General features: G+C 68.9%; 15 protein-coding genes. 12 read left to right on the top strand and 3 right to left on the bottom strand.

The window, feature by feature from the left end; translation table 11 throughout:
* The first annotated feature begins 42 nt into the window (after positions 1–42).
* The 5 genes from radC (at position 43) to AB0H84_RS46685 (ending at position 3,693) form a co-directional block, all read left to right on the top strand.
* Positions 43–699 (top strand): DNA repair protein RadC, encoded by a 657-nt coding sequence (gene radC, locus AB0H84_RS46705; protein ID WP_357619678.1) that lies wholly within the window; start codon positions 43–45, stop codon positions 697–699.
* 1,119 nt (positions 700–1,818) lie between these two features.
* A complete protein-coding gene (locus AB0H84_RS46700) occupies positions 1,819–2,295 on the top strand; it encodes a GntR family transcriptional regulator (protein WP_357619676.1) in 477 nt (158 codons plus the stop codon).
* 41 nt (positions 2,296–2,336) lie between these two features.
* Positions 2,337–2,816 (top strand): GntR family transcriptional regulator, encoded by a 480-nt coding sequence (locus tag AB0H84_RS46695; RefSeq protein WP_357619674.1) that lies wholly within the window; start codon positions 2,337–2,339, stop codon positions 2,814–2,816.
* A gap of 47 nt (positions 2,817–2,863) precedes the next feature.
* The gene (locus tag AB0H84_RS46690) at positions 2,864–3,337 is read left to right on the top strand and encodes a winged helix-turn-helix domain-containing protein (RefSeq protein ID WP_357619672.1); all 474 of its coding nucleotides are present in this window, start codon (positions 2,864–2,866) and stop codon (positions 3,335–3,337) included.
* A gap of 185 nt (positions 3,338–3,522) precedes the next feature.
* Positions 3,523–3,693, top strand: coding sequence for a hypothetical protein (locus AB0H84_RS46685; RefSeq protein ID WP_357619670.1), 171 nt, complete (start codon positions 3,523–3,525; stop codon positions 3,691–3,693).
* On the opposite strand, the gene AB0H84_RS46680 is transcribed toward AB0H84_RS46685, so the two are convergent.
* The 3 genes from AB0H84_RS46680 to AB0H84_RS46670 are packed head-to-tail and all read right to left on the bottom strand — an operon-like array spanning position 3,690 to position 6,087.
* Positions 3,690–4,085, bottom strand: coding sequence for an ASCH domain-containing protein (locus AB0H84_RS46680; protein WP_357619668.1), 396 nt, complete (start codon positions 4,083–4,085; stop codon positions 3,690–3,692). The two genes, AB0H84_RS46685 and AB0H84_RS46680, sit on opposite strands and share 4 nt — an antisense overlap.
* Positions 4,086–4,094: 9 nt before the next feature.
* Positions 4,095–5,117 (bottom strand): hypothetical protein, encoded by a 1,023-nt coding sequence (locus AB0H84_RS46675; protein ID WP_357619666.1) that lies wholly within the window; start codon positions 5,115–5,117, stop codon positions 4,095–4,097.
* A gap of 46 nt (positions 5,118–5,163) precedes the next feature.
* Positions 5,164–6,087 carry a DMT family transporter gene (locus AB0H84_RS46670; RefSeq protein ID WP_357619664.1) on the bottom strand — a complete coding sequence of 308 codons (924 nt, stop codon included), beginning with the start codon at positions 6,085–6,087 and terminating at the stop codon, positions 5,164–5,166.
* Here AB0H84_RS46670 and AB0H84_RS46665 point away from each other — a divergent pair.
* The 7 genes from AB0H84_RS46665 (at position 6,086) to AB0H84_RS46635 (ending at position 15,096) form a co-directional block, all read left to right on the top strand.
* The gene (locus AB0H84_RS46665) at positions 6,086–7,483 is read left to right on the top strand and encodes a PLP-dependent aminotransferase family protein (RefSeq protein WP_357619662.1); all 1,398 of its coding nucleotides are present in this window, start codon (positions 6,086–6,088) and stop codon (positions 7,481–7,483) included. The two genes, AB0H84_RS46670 and AB0H84_RS46665, sit on opposite strands and share 2 nt — an antisense overlap.
* Before the next feature lie 116 nt (positions 7,484–7,599).
* On the top strand, positions 7,600–8,208 hold the full coding sequence (locus AB0H84_RS46660) for a GNAT family N-acetyltransferase (protein WP_344986506.1): 609 nt from the start codon (positions 7,600–7,602) through the stop codon (positions 8,206–8,208).
* A gap of 14 nt (positions 8,209–8,222) precedes the next feature.
* Entirely contained in the window at positions 8,223–9,098 is an 876-nt protein-coding gene (locus tag AB0H84_RS46655; RefSeq protein WP_357619661.1) for a 1,4-dihydroxy-2-naphthoate polyprenyltransferase, read from the top strand.
* A 30-nt stretch (positions 9,099–9,128) separates the two neighbouring features.
* Entirely contained in the window at positions 9,129–10,151 is a 1,023-nt protein-coding gene (locus tag AB0H84_RS46650; protein ID WP_357619659.1) for an adenosine deaminase, read from the top strand.
* Positions 10,152–10,201: 50 nt separating this feature from the next.
* On the top strand, positions 10,202–11,452 hold the full coding sequence (locus tag AB0H84_RS46645) for a P-loop NTPase fold protein (protein ID WP_357619657.1): 1,251 nt from the start codon (positions 10,202–10,204) through the stop codon (positions 11,450–11,452).
* The gene (locus AB0H84_RS46640; protein ID WP_357619655.1) at positions 11,445–12,434 is read left to right on the top strand and encodes a hypothetical protein; all 990 of its coding nucleotides are present in this window, start codon (positions 11,445–11,447) and stop codon (positions 12,432–12,434) included. The genes AB0H84_RS46645 and AB0H84_RS46640 overlap by 8 nt, the downstream gene beginning before the upstream one ends.
* On the top strand, positions 12,427–15,096 hold the full coding sequence (locus AB0H84_RS46635; protein WP_357619653.1) for a BREX system ATP-binding domain-containing protein: 2,670 nt from the start codon (positions 12,427–12,429) through the stop codon (positions 15,094–15,096). Before AB0H84_RS46640 ends, AB0H84_RS46635 begins: the two co-directional genes overlap by 8 nt.
* Positions 15,097–15,126: the final 30 nt, after the last annotated feature.

Genomic DNA, 15,126 nt, shown 5'->3' with positions numbered 1-15,126 from the left:
GATTGTCGGTGCGCGTTGATAGAACGGGTGCGGAGGTTGCCGATGCGAGTCAAAGACCTGTCCGCGAGCGACCGGCCGCGCGAACGGCTCATGTCCAGCGGTGCCGCCGCGCTGGCAGACCGTGAGCTGCTGGCCGTGCTGCTCGGCTCGGGATTTCGCGGGACGAGTGCCCTGGATCTGGCCAGCCAGGTGATCAAGCACTGCGGAGATCTCGACGGCCTCCGCCGTTCGGACCCGCATCGGTTACTCGCCGTGCCCGGAGTGGGTCCGGCCAAGGCCGCCAGAGTCGTCGCGGCCTTTCATCTCGTACGCCGCGCGGACGCATGGCCGGAGCGCCAACGGATCACCAGCACGTCCGATCTCGCCAACCACTGCGCGCCGCTGCTCCGCGGCCGCAGGCAGGAGCGGCTGGTCATGGTGGTGTGCGATACCCGAGGCAGGGTGCTGAAACATTCCGTCCTGACCGAGGGCGCGTCCGACCACACGCCCGTGCCGATCCGGGAAGTGATCACGGAAGTGCTCACCTCGGGCGGTGCGGTGTTCGGCCTTGCCCACAACCATCCGGGCGGCTCCCTCGAGCCGAGCCCGGCCGACCTGGAGGCCACGGCCCAGCTCGTCCAGGCCGCCGAGACGGTCGGCCTCCGCCTGCTCGACCACCTGATCATCACGGACGCTGCTTGGCGGCGAATCCCTACATAAATCGCTTCCAGTAGGGAGCATGAACCCACTGGACATCAAAGGGAATCATCCTGTGTATAGCGCCGAACAGCCGTTTTCCAAGTGACGGCCATGAGAGCCTAATGACCGCGGGTAGGCCGTTACGGACGTCAGCCGGCCATGACTCGCCGTGGCATGGCCCCGCGCCTCCGGAGGGCGCGAGATCATGCCCGTCATACGCACCGATCCCAGGCGAAGCCCATCGCCCCTCACCGGGCTGTGGGCAGGCGCGTCGCCTGGGGTCACGCAGGTGCGCCCCCGATGGCACACTCCCGTGCCATCACCTGGGGTGTCCGGTTCTCGCGCTCGGCGGCCAAGCGCGGACCGGACACCCACCCACTCTCGCCTCTCACAGGCGGCGGGATGCATCAGCAAGCGCCGTTCGTACGGTGCAGCGCGACTCCCTGAACGTTAGGCCAAGGCACGGCTCATATGCCTCCGCGTGGGAAGCCGCCCACCGAACGCCGGAAAGGGGCGGCGTAGGAGTGCTCGTTGCAACCGCAGGATCGATCATTCATGGTCTGCCATCGTCTGGTGTATTTCCACGCGGGCTGGTCACGTCGTCGAACGGGTGACGGCGTGCTCACTCCAGCGGGAGATGGCGTACGATCCACCAATCTCCAGCCCGTTGCCGGAAACTCGAACGAGAAGCCGCATTTACAGGTGCATGTCCGGCACGGGTTCATAGCGATCAGCGTGCGTTTCCATCCAGCAATCTAGTCCAAGTAGCCAGCACTCTGGTGTAAATGTTCCGGACACTCTCCTCTATCACCACATCTTCGCCAATACAGCTAGTTCTGCGAATGAAATACTGGCCGCCACTCTGACACAGCTCGTAGAACGTCGGCGAGCACGCGCACGTGTAGTCCTTGACCTGCACCCGCGCATCCCGCGGCGGCGCGGGATGCCACCTGATCGCGATCTGACCGGGCCGCGGATCCGGCACATGCGGCGCAAGGTGGCAGCAGGGCAACTCAAGAGGTTGGCGCATGGCAGAACGATACGTCTAGTTGTCTCCTTCTGTCTAGCGATAAAGAGCGCTCTGTCTAAACAGACAGAACGATATGGGCGGTCTTGCACCTGTTGGTCTAAGTTGCAAAGGTGCTCGACTACGACGGGGACACCCACATCTACCTCCAGATCGCCGAGATCCTCCGAGAGCGAGTCTCCGGGCTCGCGTCCGGACACCCTGTGCCGAGCGAGGCGGACATCCAGCAGGAGTTCGGGGTCGCCAGGACCACCGCCAGGCGGGCGGTTCATGTGCTTCGCGAGGAAGGGCTCATCTACACCGTTCAGGGCGAAGGCACCTTCGTCGGCGGCCCGGACGAAGCTCCTCGCAAGCAGCGGAAAGTGCCGATATACCAGCAGATCGCGACGGACATCGCCGAGCAGATCAAGGCGGGACGGTTTTCGCCGCGACGGCCTATACCGGGCGAGTCGGTACTGGTGGGGCAGTACGGCGTGGCCCGGGAGACCGTACGGCGGGCCATGGCGCTCCTACGGGAGCAGGGATGGATCTACACCGTTGCCCAGCGCGGCAGTTACGTGTCGCCAGAGGAGTCGTGGCCCCAGGTCTGACTCTGCTCGACTGCTTGTATCCAGACGTCTAGGCTATGAGCATGCTCGATCGTGATGGACCCGTCCCGATCTACGTGCAGATCGCCGATGCGATCCAAGCACAGATCAGCGATGGGCGGTTGCGAGCCGGCGAGGCCGTGCCGAGCGAGGCGGCTCTGGAAGCGGAGTTCGGCATAGCGAGAACGACGGCGCGCAATGTGGTTCGAGAGCTGCGGGAGCGCCAGCTCGTCCACACCATACAAGGTGAAGGCACATATGTAGGACCCATGGGCGTTCCACGGATAAGGCAGTCAAAAGCCCTTTATCTGGAAATCGCCGGGGATATAGCCACAAGAATCCAGCGTGGCGAGTTCCGGCCGAACCGCGCAATATCGAGCGAGAAAACATTGATGCTGCGACACAGGGCTGCAAAGGTCACGGTCCGCAAGGCCGTTGCGCATCTCAGGCAGCAGGGCTGGGTGTTCACGGTTCCTTATAGGGGGACATATGTGAACGAGCCCGAAAAGTGGCCTACGAAATAGGGGTTAACGGCTCTCCCTTTGACCGTTGGCTTGTATATCCTTGAGGAGTGCTGGATCGCTCGGGTGGCACCTACCTCTACGTTCAGATCAGCGAAGTCCTCAAGACGCGCATCATCGAAGGGCTCTCCCCGGGAGATGTCCTGATCAGCGAGGCAGGGATCCAGCGGGAGTTCCGCGTCGCACGCACGACCGCGCGCAGGGCGATCCGCTTGCTGCGGAATCAAGGGCTGGTCCACACGCGCCAGGGCGGGGGCACGTTCGTGAGCGCCCCCGGCGAGTCAGCGGACGGCCAGGTCCCGCTCTACCGGCAGATCGCCGAGCAGATCCGCAAGCGCATCGAGGCAGGGGAGCTGCCGGCGCACCGCCCGCTTCCGACCGAGGTCACGCTGGTGCGCGAGTACGGCGCCGCGCGTGAGACCGTGCGGCGGGCCATAGCGCTGCTCCGGGAGCAGGGATGGGTCTTCACCATCCCGCATCGCGGCAGCTTCGTCTCACCTGAGGAGCACTGGCCTTCTCCCTGAGCACCCGACGAGCACCGGCCTTCTTCCTGAGCACCCGACGAGCACCGGCCTTCTTCCTGAGCACCCGACGAGCGCTGGCCTTCTTCCTGATCATCCGGCCGCTCGGCCTTCGGCCAGCCGCCGAGCTCGCTGACCACGAAGGCCGGGCATGCCGGCTACCCTGACGGATGTCGAGCGTTCGGTTCGTGAAGGCGGACGTGCGCGTGGCCCGACGACGTGGAGCGGCTGATCTCCCGGTTCGACCGGCTCAACGTGCTGGTCAACGGCGCGACCGGCTCGACGTGCTGGTCAACGGTTCAACCGGGCTCGACGTGCTGGTCAACGGCGCGACCAGCTCGCGTGCCCTTCCCGACTAATCAGCCAACCGGAACCACAGGCAGACCACCGTCGTCGAGTCGTCCACCTCATACCCGTGGCCGCCCCAGTACCGCCGATGGGCTTCGCGCCAGTGGTCTATCGAGCGGAAGCCCTCACCTTCCGCCTGGGCGAACCCCCAGGTGACGTCCGCGAACGGCGTCAGCTCCACCTTCGCGATCTCGATCTCCGCCGCCTTCGCCCCCGAGTCGTCCACCACGGCCAGACGCTCGCCGACGTGCTCCACCTCCTCGCCCTCGGCGTGATAATCCAGCGCCAGAAGACCGGCCGTGGCCGTTTTCGAGCCCGACAGGACCAGCCCGGTCAGCCGGGTGCGGAGTTCGCCGGGCGTGCCGAACTCCATGACTCTCATTCCGTCGATTCGCGGCCACATGGCAGCAGCCTAGAAGACCGGGATGATGTCCTCCGGATCGATGAAGTCCACCTGCACGCCTTCCAGGTCCAACTCGGGGATGGCGGGGAAGGCGATCCCCCAGCGCTCCACGATGGCGCGGATCCGGGCCATGGCCACGCGCCAGTTCTCCGCCTGTTCCTCGTACGACAGCACACCGAGCCCCGCCTGCCTGGCGTGGTCCATGAGGACGCGATGGTTGGCCAGGAAGTACGGGGGCAGCTCCCAGAAGCCTTCCGGCGGCTCCCAGAGGATCATGCTGAGGAAGACGAAACCGGCTCTGAGCTGGCGGGTGATGAGCACCCGGGTCTCGTCGGTGAGCCCCGGCCATTCGTTCTCCAGAATCGTCATGCAGATCTGGAGATGGCGGGACTCGTCGCGCCCTATTCGCTGGAACATCTCACCGAAGACGGGATGCCGGGTGCCGGAGGCCATGCCCCTGAAGAGCGTCGAGGCGGCCATTTCCCCCATCATGAAACTGGTGAAGAGCACCGGCAGCGAATACTTGCCGACCGCCGAGTTGTAGCCGTTCCAGTAGCGGCCGCCGTTGTGATAGAGCCAGCCGATGTTGTTGTGGGCCGCTGATTCGAGGTCGTCGGACGGGGTCCAGTTGAGGGGGCCGCCGGGCCAGAGCCTGGCGATGGTGCGCTGGCAGCACTCCTCGTGGTTCATCTCGTCCCGGGTGATCGAGAAGAAGCACTTCCTGACCGGGTCCTCTTCGTGTTTCTCGAAGGCCTGGATGGTGGCGCGGGCGAACACGGCCGGTCCGGACGCGTCGAAGTTCGCGAGGACCGCGAACCAGTACATGATGCCCAGGCGCTGCTCCCGGGTGAAGTCGTCCGGGTCCAGGCCGTCCCAGGGCAGGTCGGCCGGGTTCCAGACCGTGCGCTTGGACTTTTCGTAGATGGCGGCGAGTTTCTCGGTCTCGACCCGCCATTCCATGGGATAGATGTTGGGCTGCGGGATCTCCGGCGCGGGCCAGAAGCCGCCCTCTGGGATCGTGAGGTCCGCCATTGTTGTGACACCTCCTCCCCCATCCTGCTGGGCGGCGTCACGGCTTTCAAGTACGGGCGCGCTGGGTGACGGCCACGCAGACGAGCACGGCCAGGGCCGCGACCACCGTGGCCGGCCCGAATCGCTCGCCCAGCAGGACCCAGGCCCAGACGAGGGTGAGGAGGGGCTGGGTGAGCTGGGTCTGGCCCGCTCTGGCGATGCCGCCCTTCGCCAGGCCCGCGTACCAGGGGAAGAAGCCGAGGAACATCGAGATCAGCGACACGTACGCGAAGCCCGCGATCGCCTGCGGGGTGGGGTTGACGGGGGTGGCGAGGGCTATGGCCGTGGCGATCGGGGCGGTCAGGGGGAGGGAGAGCACCAGCACGCGGGAGATCACCTGCCAGCCCGGGGTGTTCCTGGACAGGCGGCCGCCTTCCGTGTAGCCGACAGCCGCCGAGATCAGGGCGCCGACCAGGAGGAGATCGGGCCAGGAGGTCTTCCCCTCGTGCTGGGTGAGGGTGAAGGCCGTGATGGCGACCGCGCCCGCCGCGCAGGCCATCCAGAAGAGGGGGCGGGGCCGTTCGGCCGCCCTCAGGACGGCGCAGGCGGCGGTGGCGGCCGGCAGGAGCGCTATCACCACCGCGGCGTGTGACGTGCTGGCGCCCAGGGCGAGGGCCAGTCCGCTGAAGACGGGGAAGCCGAAGACCACCCCCAGGGAGATCAGCGCGTACGACGACCACTCCCGCCTCTCGGGGATCAGCGGCTTCCCGGCGGCTTTCAGACAGACCAGGGCCACCACCCCGGCTACCGCCGCCCGGCCTATCGCGACCAGCCACGGGTCGAGCCCCTGCATGGCGTAGACGGTGGCCGGGAACGAGCCGGAGAACGCCAGGACGCCCAGGAAGGCCAGGGCGGTGCCCTGACGTGCCTGCGCTCCCGGACGAGGGAGCGCTACTTCGGTCGGAAGAGTAGCGCTATTCTTAACTTTCATGAACAACGATAGCAGTATCGCCCAAGTCGCCGCGATGCTGCGCGAAGAGGCCACGCGGCTCGGCCCCGGGGCCCGGCTGCCGTCCAGCCGGGAGATCATGCGGCGGCACAACGTCAGCCCCGTGACCGTGTCCCGGGCCATCGGGCAGCTGGCCGCCGAGGGGCGGGTGGTCGCGAAGCCCGGCAGCGGGGTGTTCGTGACGCCGCAGGTCACCGGCGGACGGGACGCCGCCGACCTCTCCTGGCAAACCGTGGCGCTCGGCGACCGGGTCGTGGACGGAGACCCGGTGGCGACCCTGCTGGCGGGGGCGCCCGAAGGGGTGGTGCCCCTGACCGGCGGATACCTGCGGGCGGGGCTGCGGCCGGACAAGCAGCTGGCGGCCGCCGCCGCGCGTGCCGTGCGCCGGCCGGACGCCTGGGCCATGCCGCCCCTGGCCGGCCTGATCGAGCTGCGGAGGTGGTTCGCGAGGCAGGCGGGAGGTGACATGACCGCGGCCGACGCGTTGATCGTGAGCGGCGGCCAGGCGGCGCTCACGCATGCCTTCAGGGCGCTGGCGGCCCCGGGCACGCCGGTGCTGGTGGAGACGCCCACCTATCCGGGTGCGCTGACGGCGGCCAGGGCGGCCGGGCTGCGGGCCACGGCCGTCCCCATGGACCGGGACGGCGTACGTCCGGAGCTGCTGGCCGAGGCGTTCGCCGTCACCGGGGCGCGGGTCTTCCTCTGCCAGCCCACCCTGCACAACCCGTCGGGAGCCACCCTGACGGTCGAGCGCAGGGAGCAGGTGCTGCAGGTCGCCAGGGCGGCGGGGGCGTTCGTGATCGAGGATGACTTCGCCCGCTATCTCACCGAGCAGGCGCCCCCTTCCCTGGCCTCCATGGATCAGCACGGGACCGTCGTCCACGTGAAGTCGCTGACGAAGATCCTGTCGCCGAGCATGCGGGTGGCGGCCGTCATCGCCAGAGGCCCCGCCGCCCACCGGCTGAAGGCGAGCCAGCTCGTGGAGTCGTTCTTCGTGGCCCGGCCGCTGCAGGAGACGGCGCTGGAGTTCGTGGGGTCGCCGGCCTGGCCGCGACATCTGGCGGCCGTGCACGCCGAGATCAGGACCAGGCGCGACGCGCTGGCGACCGCTCTGGCCGCCCGCATGCCGCAGGCGGAGGTGCATCTGCTGCCCATCGGCGGGATGCACCTGTGGGTCCGGCTGCCCGCCGAGGTCGACGAGAACGCCCTGGTCGAGGCCGCGAGGCGCAACGGGGTGCTGGTGAGCCCCGGCCGGATGTACTACCCGTCCGAGCCGCCGGGACCCAGGATCCGGGTGACCCACATGGCCGCCGCCGATCTCGCGGAGCTGCACGAAGGAGTCCGGCGGCTCGCCCGGACGCTGACCGCGATCTTGTAACCGACACGCCGCTTTAGAGCCGTGAAGAGGGGTTCGCGTCGTCTCCAAGGTTCAAACACCGATACGGTGTAAGTCGTGCCTTGTGGCATGAACGGCAGGCGAAGGAGCGGGCCGAGATGGCAGACGTAGGCGTCCGGGCGGCCCGGCGCGAGGACGTGCTCCAGGTTGCGAATTGTCAGATCCGCGCCTGGCGCTACGGCTATCGGGATTTCCTCCCCGAGGGCCCCCTCGAGCAGATGACAGGCCCGGCAGCCGAGAAGATGTGGCTCCGCCAGTGGGACGAGGCGATCGTCGCCCCGCCCACCCCCAGGCACAGGGTCCTGGTGGCGGTGGAGACCATCCTGGACACCGAGGGCTTCCCGGCCCTCGGCGCGGGCGGCAGCGCCGCCCTGACCACCCCCCGGGGTGGCGAACGCGTGGTGGGGCTGGCCTCACACGCCCCCGCCGAGGATCCCGACCTGGATCCCACCGTGGCGGCCGAGATGCTGACGTTGCTGGTCGACCCCGATTTCGTACGGAGGGGTCACGGCAGCCGCCTGCTCAACGCGACCGTCGACTACCTGCGCGATGACGGCTTCCGCCAGATCGTCACCTGGGTGTTCGCCGACAACTACGCGGTGCTCGGGTTCCTGGAGTCGGCGGGCTGGGGCGAGGACATGGCCGAGCGCGTGCTGGACATGGGCCGCCCGATCAGGATGGTCAGGCTCACCACGGACATCAGCTAGAGGACGAACGACATATGGCAACCCCCGGCCAGTGGATCGCCGGCGCGCGCCCGCGTACCCTCGCGAACGCCGTCGTGCCCGTCATGGTGGGCACCGGAGTGGCGATCGGCCAAGGCGGATTCGTGTGGTGGCGGGCGATCCTGGCACTGCTCGTGGCGCTCTCGCTGCAGATCGGCGTCAACTACGCCAACGACTACAGCGACGGCATCCGCGGCACCGACGACCAGCGGGTCGGCCCGATGCGGCTGGTCGGCTCGCGCGTGGCCCCGCCGCGGCAGGTGCTGACCGCCGCGCTGACCTGTTTCGGGGTCGCGGCGGTGCTGGGGCTGGTGCTGGTGGTCGTCACGCGGGCGTGGTGGATCCTGTTGGTGGGCGCCGCGTGCATCGCCGCCGGCTGGTTCTACACGGGCGGCAAGCGCCCGTACGGCTACCGCGGGCTGGGCGAGCTGGCCGTTTTCGTGTTCTTCGGCGTCGTGCCCGTGGTGGGCACCGCGTACGTGCAGACCGAGGCGCTGAGCTGGCCCGCGTTCTTCGCGTCGATCCCGGTCGGGCTGCTCTCGTGCTCGATGCTCGTGGTCAACAACCTGCGGGACATCGGGACGGACGGCCAGTCGGGCAAGCGCACGCTGGCCGTGATGCTGGGGGCCGAGCGCACCCGTGCGCTCTATGTGGCCTGCCAGGTGGTGCCGTTCGTGGTGGCGCTGGCGATGGTCGTGATCACGCCGTGGACCGCGCTCGCCCTGCTCGCCGCGCCGCTGGCGATCCCCGCGATCAGGACCGTGCTGGCCAAGGCCGTGGGTCCGGCGCTGATCGCGGTGCTGCAGCAGACGGGCAAGCTGCAGCTGGCGTACGGGCTCCTGTTCGCGGTGGGACTCGCGATCGTCTTCTAGCCGGGCCCCATGTCTTCTAGGCTTGGGCGGGTGAAGGACTTCATCGCCGGACTCCCCAAGTGCGAGCTGCACCTGCACATCGAGGGCACGCTGGAGCCCGAGCTCAAGTTCGAGCTGGCCGGGCGCAACGGCCTGGAGCTGCCGTACTCCTCCGTCGAGGAGATGCGGGCCGCCTATGACTTCGACGACCTGCCGTCCTTCCTCAAGATCTACTACGAGGGCATGCAGGTCCTCCGCACCGAGCCCGACTTCTACGACCTGGCCATGGCCTACCTGCGCAAGGCCGCCGAGCAGAACGTCCGCTACGCGGAGATCTTCTTCGACCCGCAGGCCCACACCTCACGAGGTGTGCCCTTCGACGTGGTGATCAGGGGCCTGCGGCGGGCGCTGATGGACGCCGAGGCGCGGCTCGGCGTGCGGGCGCAGCTCATCATGTGCTTCCTGCGCGACTTCCAGGCAGAGTACGCGATGGCGACGCTGCTGGAGTCGCTGCCGTACAAGGAGTGGATCGTGGGCGTCGGGCTCGACTCCGACGAGAAGGGCAACCCGCCGGTCAAGTTCGCGGCGGTCTACGAGCGCGCCCGCCAGGAGGGCTACCTGCTCACCATGCACTGCGACGTCGACCAGGACGACTCGATCGAGCACATCCGCCAGGCGGTCGAGGACATCGGCGTCAACCGTGTCGACCACGGCGTCAACATCCTGGAGGACGAGCGGCTGGTCCAGGTGGTGCTGGAGCGGGGCATGGGGCTGACCTGCTGCCCGATCTCCAACGGCTACGTCACCGACTCGATGAAGGCCGAGGGCATCCGCAAGCTGATGGACCTGGGCGTGCGGGTGACGATCAACTCCGACGATCCCGCCTATTTCGCGAGTTATGTGAGCGAGAACCTCGAGGCACTCCAGGAGGCCCTCCAGCTCACCCACGAGGAGCTGGCCCAGCTCGAACGGAACGCCTTCGAGATCACCTGGCTGCCCCGCCATCTCAAGGACGCCTATCTGGCCGAGGTCGACGCATATCTCCAGTCGAGAGGCGATATCACAGTTCGATAACCCGCGATATTCGGCGATGCCGACGATGCATCCTCTTACTAGGGGTGTTCATGACCGATATCGCGATGCTCTCCGACGCGCCGGTGGATTGGCGCGGGGATCTTCTCCAGTTCCGGCGGTACGTCGACCCGCTCGTTTCGGTCATTACCAATCCGCGCACTCAGACGCCGTTCACGATCGGCGTTTTCGGCGCGTGGGGAAGCGGTAAATCGACCCTGCTGCACATGGTCGACCAGCGGCTCCTCGACCGGCACGGCGCGGAGTTCGTCCGCGTCCATTTCAACCCCTGGGTGCACCGTCGCGAGCCGGAGATGCTCCTCCCCCTCCTGAACGCCCTGCACACGGCGCTGGACCAGGACCCCGCGCACCGCTTCGCCGACAGCGTCAAGCGGCTCGGCGTCATCATGCTGAACCTCGCCGCCGACGAGCTGCTGAAGCGGATCAACGTGGGCTCGGCGAGCGTGGAGAAGATCGGCAAGCTCGCGCAGCAGTACGCCGAGATCCGCGGCCAGGTCGACAGCCAGACGGGCCGCCTGCGCGGGCTCCTGCAGAAAGAGGCCGACCGCCTGGCCGAAAAGGGGCGGAAAATCATCTTCTTCGTTGACGACCTCGACAGGTGCGAGCCCGACCAGATCATCGACGTGCTGGAGTCGATCAAGCTCTTCCTCGACCTCAGAAACGTCTTCGTGATGATCGCGCTCTCCAAGGACGTGGTCGACCGCGGGGTGTCGGTGAAGTACAAGCCGTTCGGCTTCCCCGACCACGCCGTCATCGCCGACGACTACCTCGACAAGATGATCCAGCTCCCGCTGCACCTCTACCCGATCGGCTCCGCGGAGGTGGGCGACTTCATCCGCGGCTCGCTGCTGGGCGACCTGGCGGGCAAGCACGTCGCGACCCTGGAGAAGATCGTCGCGCCGAACCCGCGGAAGATCAAACGCGTGCTCAACCTGCTGCGGGTGACGGAGGCCATCATCGCGGGCACGCCGAGCCTCGCCGGGTTACGGCCCGACCTGGTCGTGCGCCTGGTGGTGCTGCGCGTGCAGAGCCCCGAGCTGTTCATGGACGTGGTGCGGCAGCCGGCGCTGCTGGTGGCACTGGAGCTGGTCCACCAGGACAAGCTGGCCACCGACGCGCTCCAGGGCTTCCAGCTGCGCTTCGGCGCGCGGGCCGAGGAGATCCAGGCCTTGACGAAGGCGTACCACGGCAAGCACGACTTCCTCGCGCCGCTGTTCACCGGCTCGGCGTTCGAGCCGGCCGCCGGTGAGCTGCCCGACTACCTGACCATGATCGGTGGATGAGATGCACCCCGCCGACGCCCGCTACGAGCTCTACGGCCTGCAGGACAACCCCTACGCCGTCAGGCCCCTGGACGCCGTCGCCTGCGACTCCGACCGCGAGCTGCTGCTCGAGCTGGCCGGCATCCGCCTGCGGGCGATCGAGGAGGCCGTCCGGCGGGCGGTCGCCAGGAGGCGGCCCGCCTTCTTCCTGATCACCGGGGTGGGCAAGAGCGGCCGGACCTCGCTGGCCAACCACGTGATGCGCCTCTACCGGGACGCCTGCGACAAGCCCGGCTACACGTTCGTGACCCATGAGGCCGAGCCCGAGGACATGACGCACGACGCGTACGCGCAGATGGTCTCCACGCTGCTCGACCTGCGCAACAAGATGAACGAGTGCGCGATCAAGATCCCTGACGAGCTGCGCGCCCGGTTCCACGAGCTCAGCCGGCGCAGCGGCACCGACCCGATGAACGAGTACGACCTGCAGGAGATCGCCGGTTTCGCCGGCGCCACCTTCGCCGCCGCGAACGTCGGCTTCGGCATCCGGTACGAGAGCGTGCCGACCAAGAAGCTGATCTGGCTGGCCACCAAGGTGTTCGAGAGCACGAGCACGGTCGTCGTCTTCGTCGTGGACGCCTACGACCACGCGAACACCGCCCAGCTGACCATGGCCGACCGGGAGCGGTTCGCCACGCGGGGGCACATCGTGGACCTGGGCACCCTGACGCCGGAGCAGATCGCCGAGCTGGCCCGCCGCCGGTGGAACGGCCGGCCGCCCCCGCCCTTCCACGACGAGGGGCTCAGGGGCGCCCTGAGCGGCCGCACGTACACCGTGGGCCAGGCCATGCGGCGCCTGGAGCTGCTGCTCGAGTTCCGCCTCAGGGAGTACGAGAAGGACGACCCGTGGCCGACGGCCGACCTGCACATGCCCGAGAACTGGCTGCGGCTCAGGATCTGGCAGGGCGACAAATGGAACGGGCTTGGAGGCACCCATGGCTGACTACCCGCGGCGCAATCCCTTCCCGGCCCGGGGCACCTCCAGCGCGGAGGAGACCTCCCTGCCCGGCTTCCTGAGCGACTGGTCGCGCCACACCCCCACCGCGATCCTCCCGGGCGTGCGCGGGGCCGAGCGGGCGGCGCGGGCCTACCTCGACGGCTTCCCCCGCGACGGCGCGCTCAGGTGCATGTACGGCGCCCACGGCACCGGCAAGACGCACGCCGCCCGCCACCTGATGGCGCTCGTCCACCGCGAGGACCCCGAGGCGGTCCAGGTCTACCTGCGCTTCCAGGAGGACGACTTCGTCGCCGCCTACCGCCGCCTGGTCTCCCAGCTGCCGCAGACGCTCCTCGCCGACCTGAGCCTGAGCTACCTGGGCACGATCGAGGGCGACCTGGCCGCCAGGGCGGGTGCCCCCGCCGAGGGCGAGCCGGCGGAGCTGCTCGGCGCCGACCAGGTCGAGAGCGGGGAGGTGCTGGAGGAGCAGGCCAAGGAGATCGCCGCCGTGGCGGGCGACGCGCCGAGGTTCCAGCGGGCGCTGACGTACCTGATCAGGCCCGGCTACTCCGAGGCCGCCTACGACTGGCTGTGCGGCAAGCCGATCAGCGCCGAGGCCGCGGCCGCGATCGGGGTCGGCGGCCGGATCGACGACCCCGTGACCTGCCGCTACGGCCTGCAGCTGCTGACCACGCTGGTGACCAGAGGCGGGCGGCCGTTCGTGGTGGTGCTGGACCAGTGCGAGAAGTTCCTGCTGGAGGACGGCGAGCCGGTGCCCGCCAACATCGGTCTCCTGCAGGGCCTGGTCGAGGTGATCCCGCGGGCGGCCGGGCTGCTGCTCCTCGTGACCAGCGAGAGCGGCTGGGACGGCATGCCGCAGGACCTGCGCCAGCGGCTCGGCGGCGGAGCCTGTCACCTGCTGCCGCTCACGCCGGACGAGGCGCGGCAGGTGCTGGCGGTCTACATCGGCGCCGCCTCCCAGGGCTCCTCCGACGGCATCCGGCCGTTCACCGAGAAGGGTCTGCTGGAGCTGCTGCGTCACAGCGGCGGCAACATCCGCCTGCTGCTGCAGTTCGCCTGGTCGAGCTTCGAGGACGCGGCGCCGCGATCGGCGCCGATCGACGCCGCCGTGGTCGCGCGTGCCGCGTCCCGCCACAGCCGCTCCCCCAGCCTCGCCCGGCTGGCGATGCTCGTCGAGGGCGAGCTGCACGCGGGCGGGCTCGCCGCGGAACGGGTCGAGGAGAACGGCCGGATCATCTCGTTCCAGCTCCCCGACCGGCGGGAGCCACGAGTGGTGATCAAGGTGTCCGAGGCAGTGTTCTTCGACGACGAGGCGCTGAACGCGACCGAGCTCGTCGGCTCCACCGCCCGCTCGGCGTTCACGGCGCTGCTCGTCACGGGGTACGTCAGCCCGCCGGTGCTGGACGAGCTGCGCGGCGCGCTGCACGCGGTGCTGGTGGCCGACGGCTCCGCCGGCTTCGCCCGCGACCTGCACGGGCTCGTCGAGCGGATCGCCGCCATGCCCGCGCGGAACGGCCGGCCCGGCGAGCTCGACCTGACCGCGCGGACACGCCTCGAGGAGCTGTACGCCGACCGGCTCGGCGAGGCGGCGGCGCTGCGCCACGAGCTCGCCAAGCTGGCCGAGCGGCTGGAGGACGACCAGCGCAGACCGCGGCCCGGCTGGCCCGCCCGGCGCGCGGACCTGGTGGAGCGCATCGCCCGCGCCAGGGCCGAGCGCGCAGCGGCCGACTGGGAGGAGTTCCGCAGGAGCCGCACCGGCGTCGTCAACCAGCGGGAGACGCTGCTCGGCTGGCTGGCCGTGGCCGTCGGCGCGGCGGCGGTGCTGATTGTCATCGCCCTGGCGACCGCCTCGCTCCACGCGATCCCGTTGAGCGCGGCTCTCGTGGCGGGAGCACTCGGCGCGGCGGGCGGCGCCGCGCTCGCTCTGAGGAGGCTGGCCGCGATCAGGGTGAGCCATCCGAAGGCGGTCCTGCGGTCCCTGCGCGACCTCGACCGGCTCGCCCGCGAGACGGTGCCCGACGCGCGCTCCGTCGATCCGCTCAGGCGCTACGCCTACGCGCTCAAAGAAGACCCGGACGAGGCGTACCCCCAGCTGGCGGAGGCTCTGCTGCGGGAGTCGCTGCCTCTCGTCAGGCAGGCCATGGGGCACCGCCTGGCCACCTCCGCCCGCCTGGCCGCGGACTGCGTGCCCGAGGTGCTGCGCGGGCGGCGCGAGGGCGTGCCCGAGGTCCTGCTGCTGCTGGCGCGCAGGCAGCGGCGCGCCGAGTCGGGGCCACCGCGCGCCCTCCGCGACCTGCCGCCAGAGCTGCGCCTGCTCGTCGCGCTCGCCAACCCGGACGCGCTCGAACTGGCCGACGGCGCGGTCACGCAGCAACCCGCCGACCTGGCGCTGGAGGCCCTCGGCGTACGGGGGCCGCAGCACCTGCTCGCGCTGGCCTTCCGCGGCGGCGTACCCCAGACCGCGCCGATCGAGATCCCGCCGACCGCGCTCAGAGCCACCGCGCACCTGCTGTCCCCGCTGGAACGCGACGGGCTCGGCACCTGCGACTGGCTCCCGATGATCACGAAAATAGATGATCTATACCTATTTTTCGAGGAATTGCTCTATTACCAAGAGCAAATTCGCTCTAGCAGCCATAAATCTTGACTAGCCCTCGAAGTCGTGAGACATAGGGAC

It is taken from the genome of Nonomuraea sp. NPDC050786, assembly GCF_040654115.1.
GTDB lineage: Bacteria > Actinomycetota > Actinomycetes > Streptosporangiales > Streptosporangiaceae > Nonomuraea.
Note: the sequence above shows the minus strand (reverse complement) of the source record. Positions and strands in the feature narration are given on the sequence as shown.

Excerpts from the sequence above, each read along its gene's own strand:
- radC (WP_357619678.1), top strand. The coding sequence starts at position 43 with ATGCGAGTCAAAGACCTGTCCGCGAGCGACCGGCCGCGCGAACGGCTC.
- AB0H84_RS46695 (WP_357619674.1), top strand. The coding sequence starts at position 2,337 with ATGCTCGATCGTGATGGACCCGTCCCGATCTACGTGCAGATCGCCGAT.
- AB0H84_RS46680 (WP_357619668.1), bottom strand. The coding sequence starts at position 4,085 with ATGTGGCCGCGAATCGACGGAATGAGAGTCATGGAGTTCGGCACGCCC.
- AB0H84_RS46675 (WP_357619666.1), bottom strand. The coding sequence starts at position 5,117 with ATGGCGGACCTCACGATCCCAGAGGGCGGCTTCTGGCCCGCGCCGGAG.
- AB0H84_RS46665 (WP_357619662.1), top strand. The coding sequence starts at position 6,086 with ATGAACAACGATAGCAGTATCGCCCAAGTCGCCGCGATGCTGCGCGAA.
- AB0H84_RS46670 (WP_357619664.1), bottom strand. The coding sequence starts at position 6,087 with ATGAAAGTTAAGAATAGCGCTACTCTTCCGACCGAAGTAGCGCTCCCT.
- AB0H84_RS46660 (WP_344986506.1), top strand. The coding sequence starts at position 7,600 with ATGGCAGACGTAGGCGTCCGGGCGGCCCGGCGCGAGGACGTGCTCCAG.
- AB0H84_RS46655 (WP_357619661.1), top strand. The coding sequence starts at position 8,223 with ATGGCAACCCCCGGCCAGTGGATCGCCGGCGCGCGCCCGCGTACCCTC.
- AB0H84_RS46645 (WP_357619657.1), top strand. The coding sequence starts at position 10,202 with ATGACCGATATCGCGATGCTCTCCGACGCGCCGGTGGATTGGCGCGGG.
- AB0H84_RS46635 (WP_357619653.1), top strand. The coding sequence starts at position 12,427 with ATGGCTGACTACCCGCGGCGCAATCCCTTCCCGGCCCGGGGCACCTCC.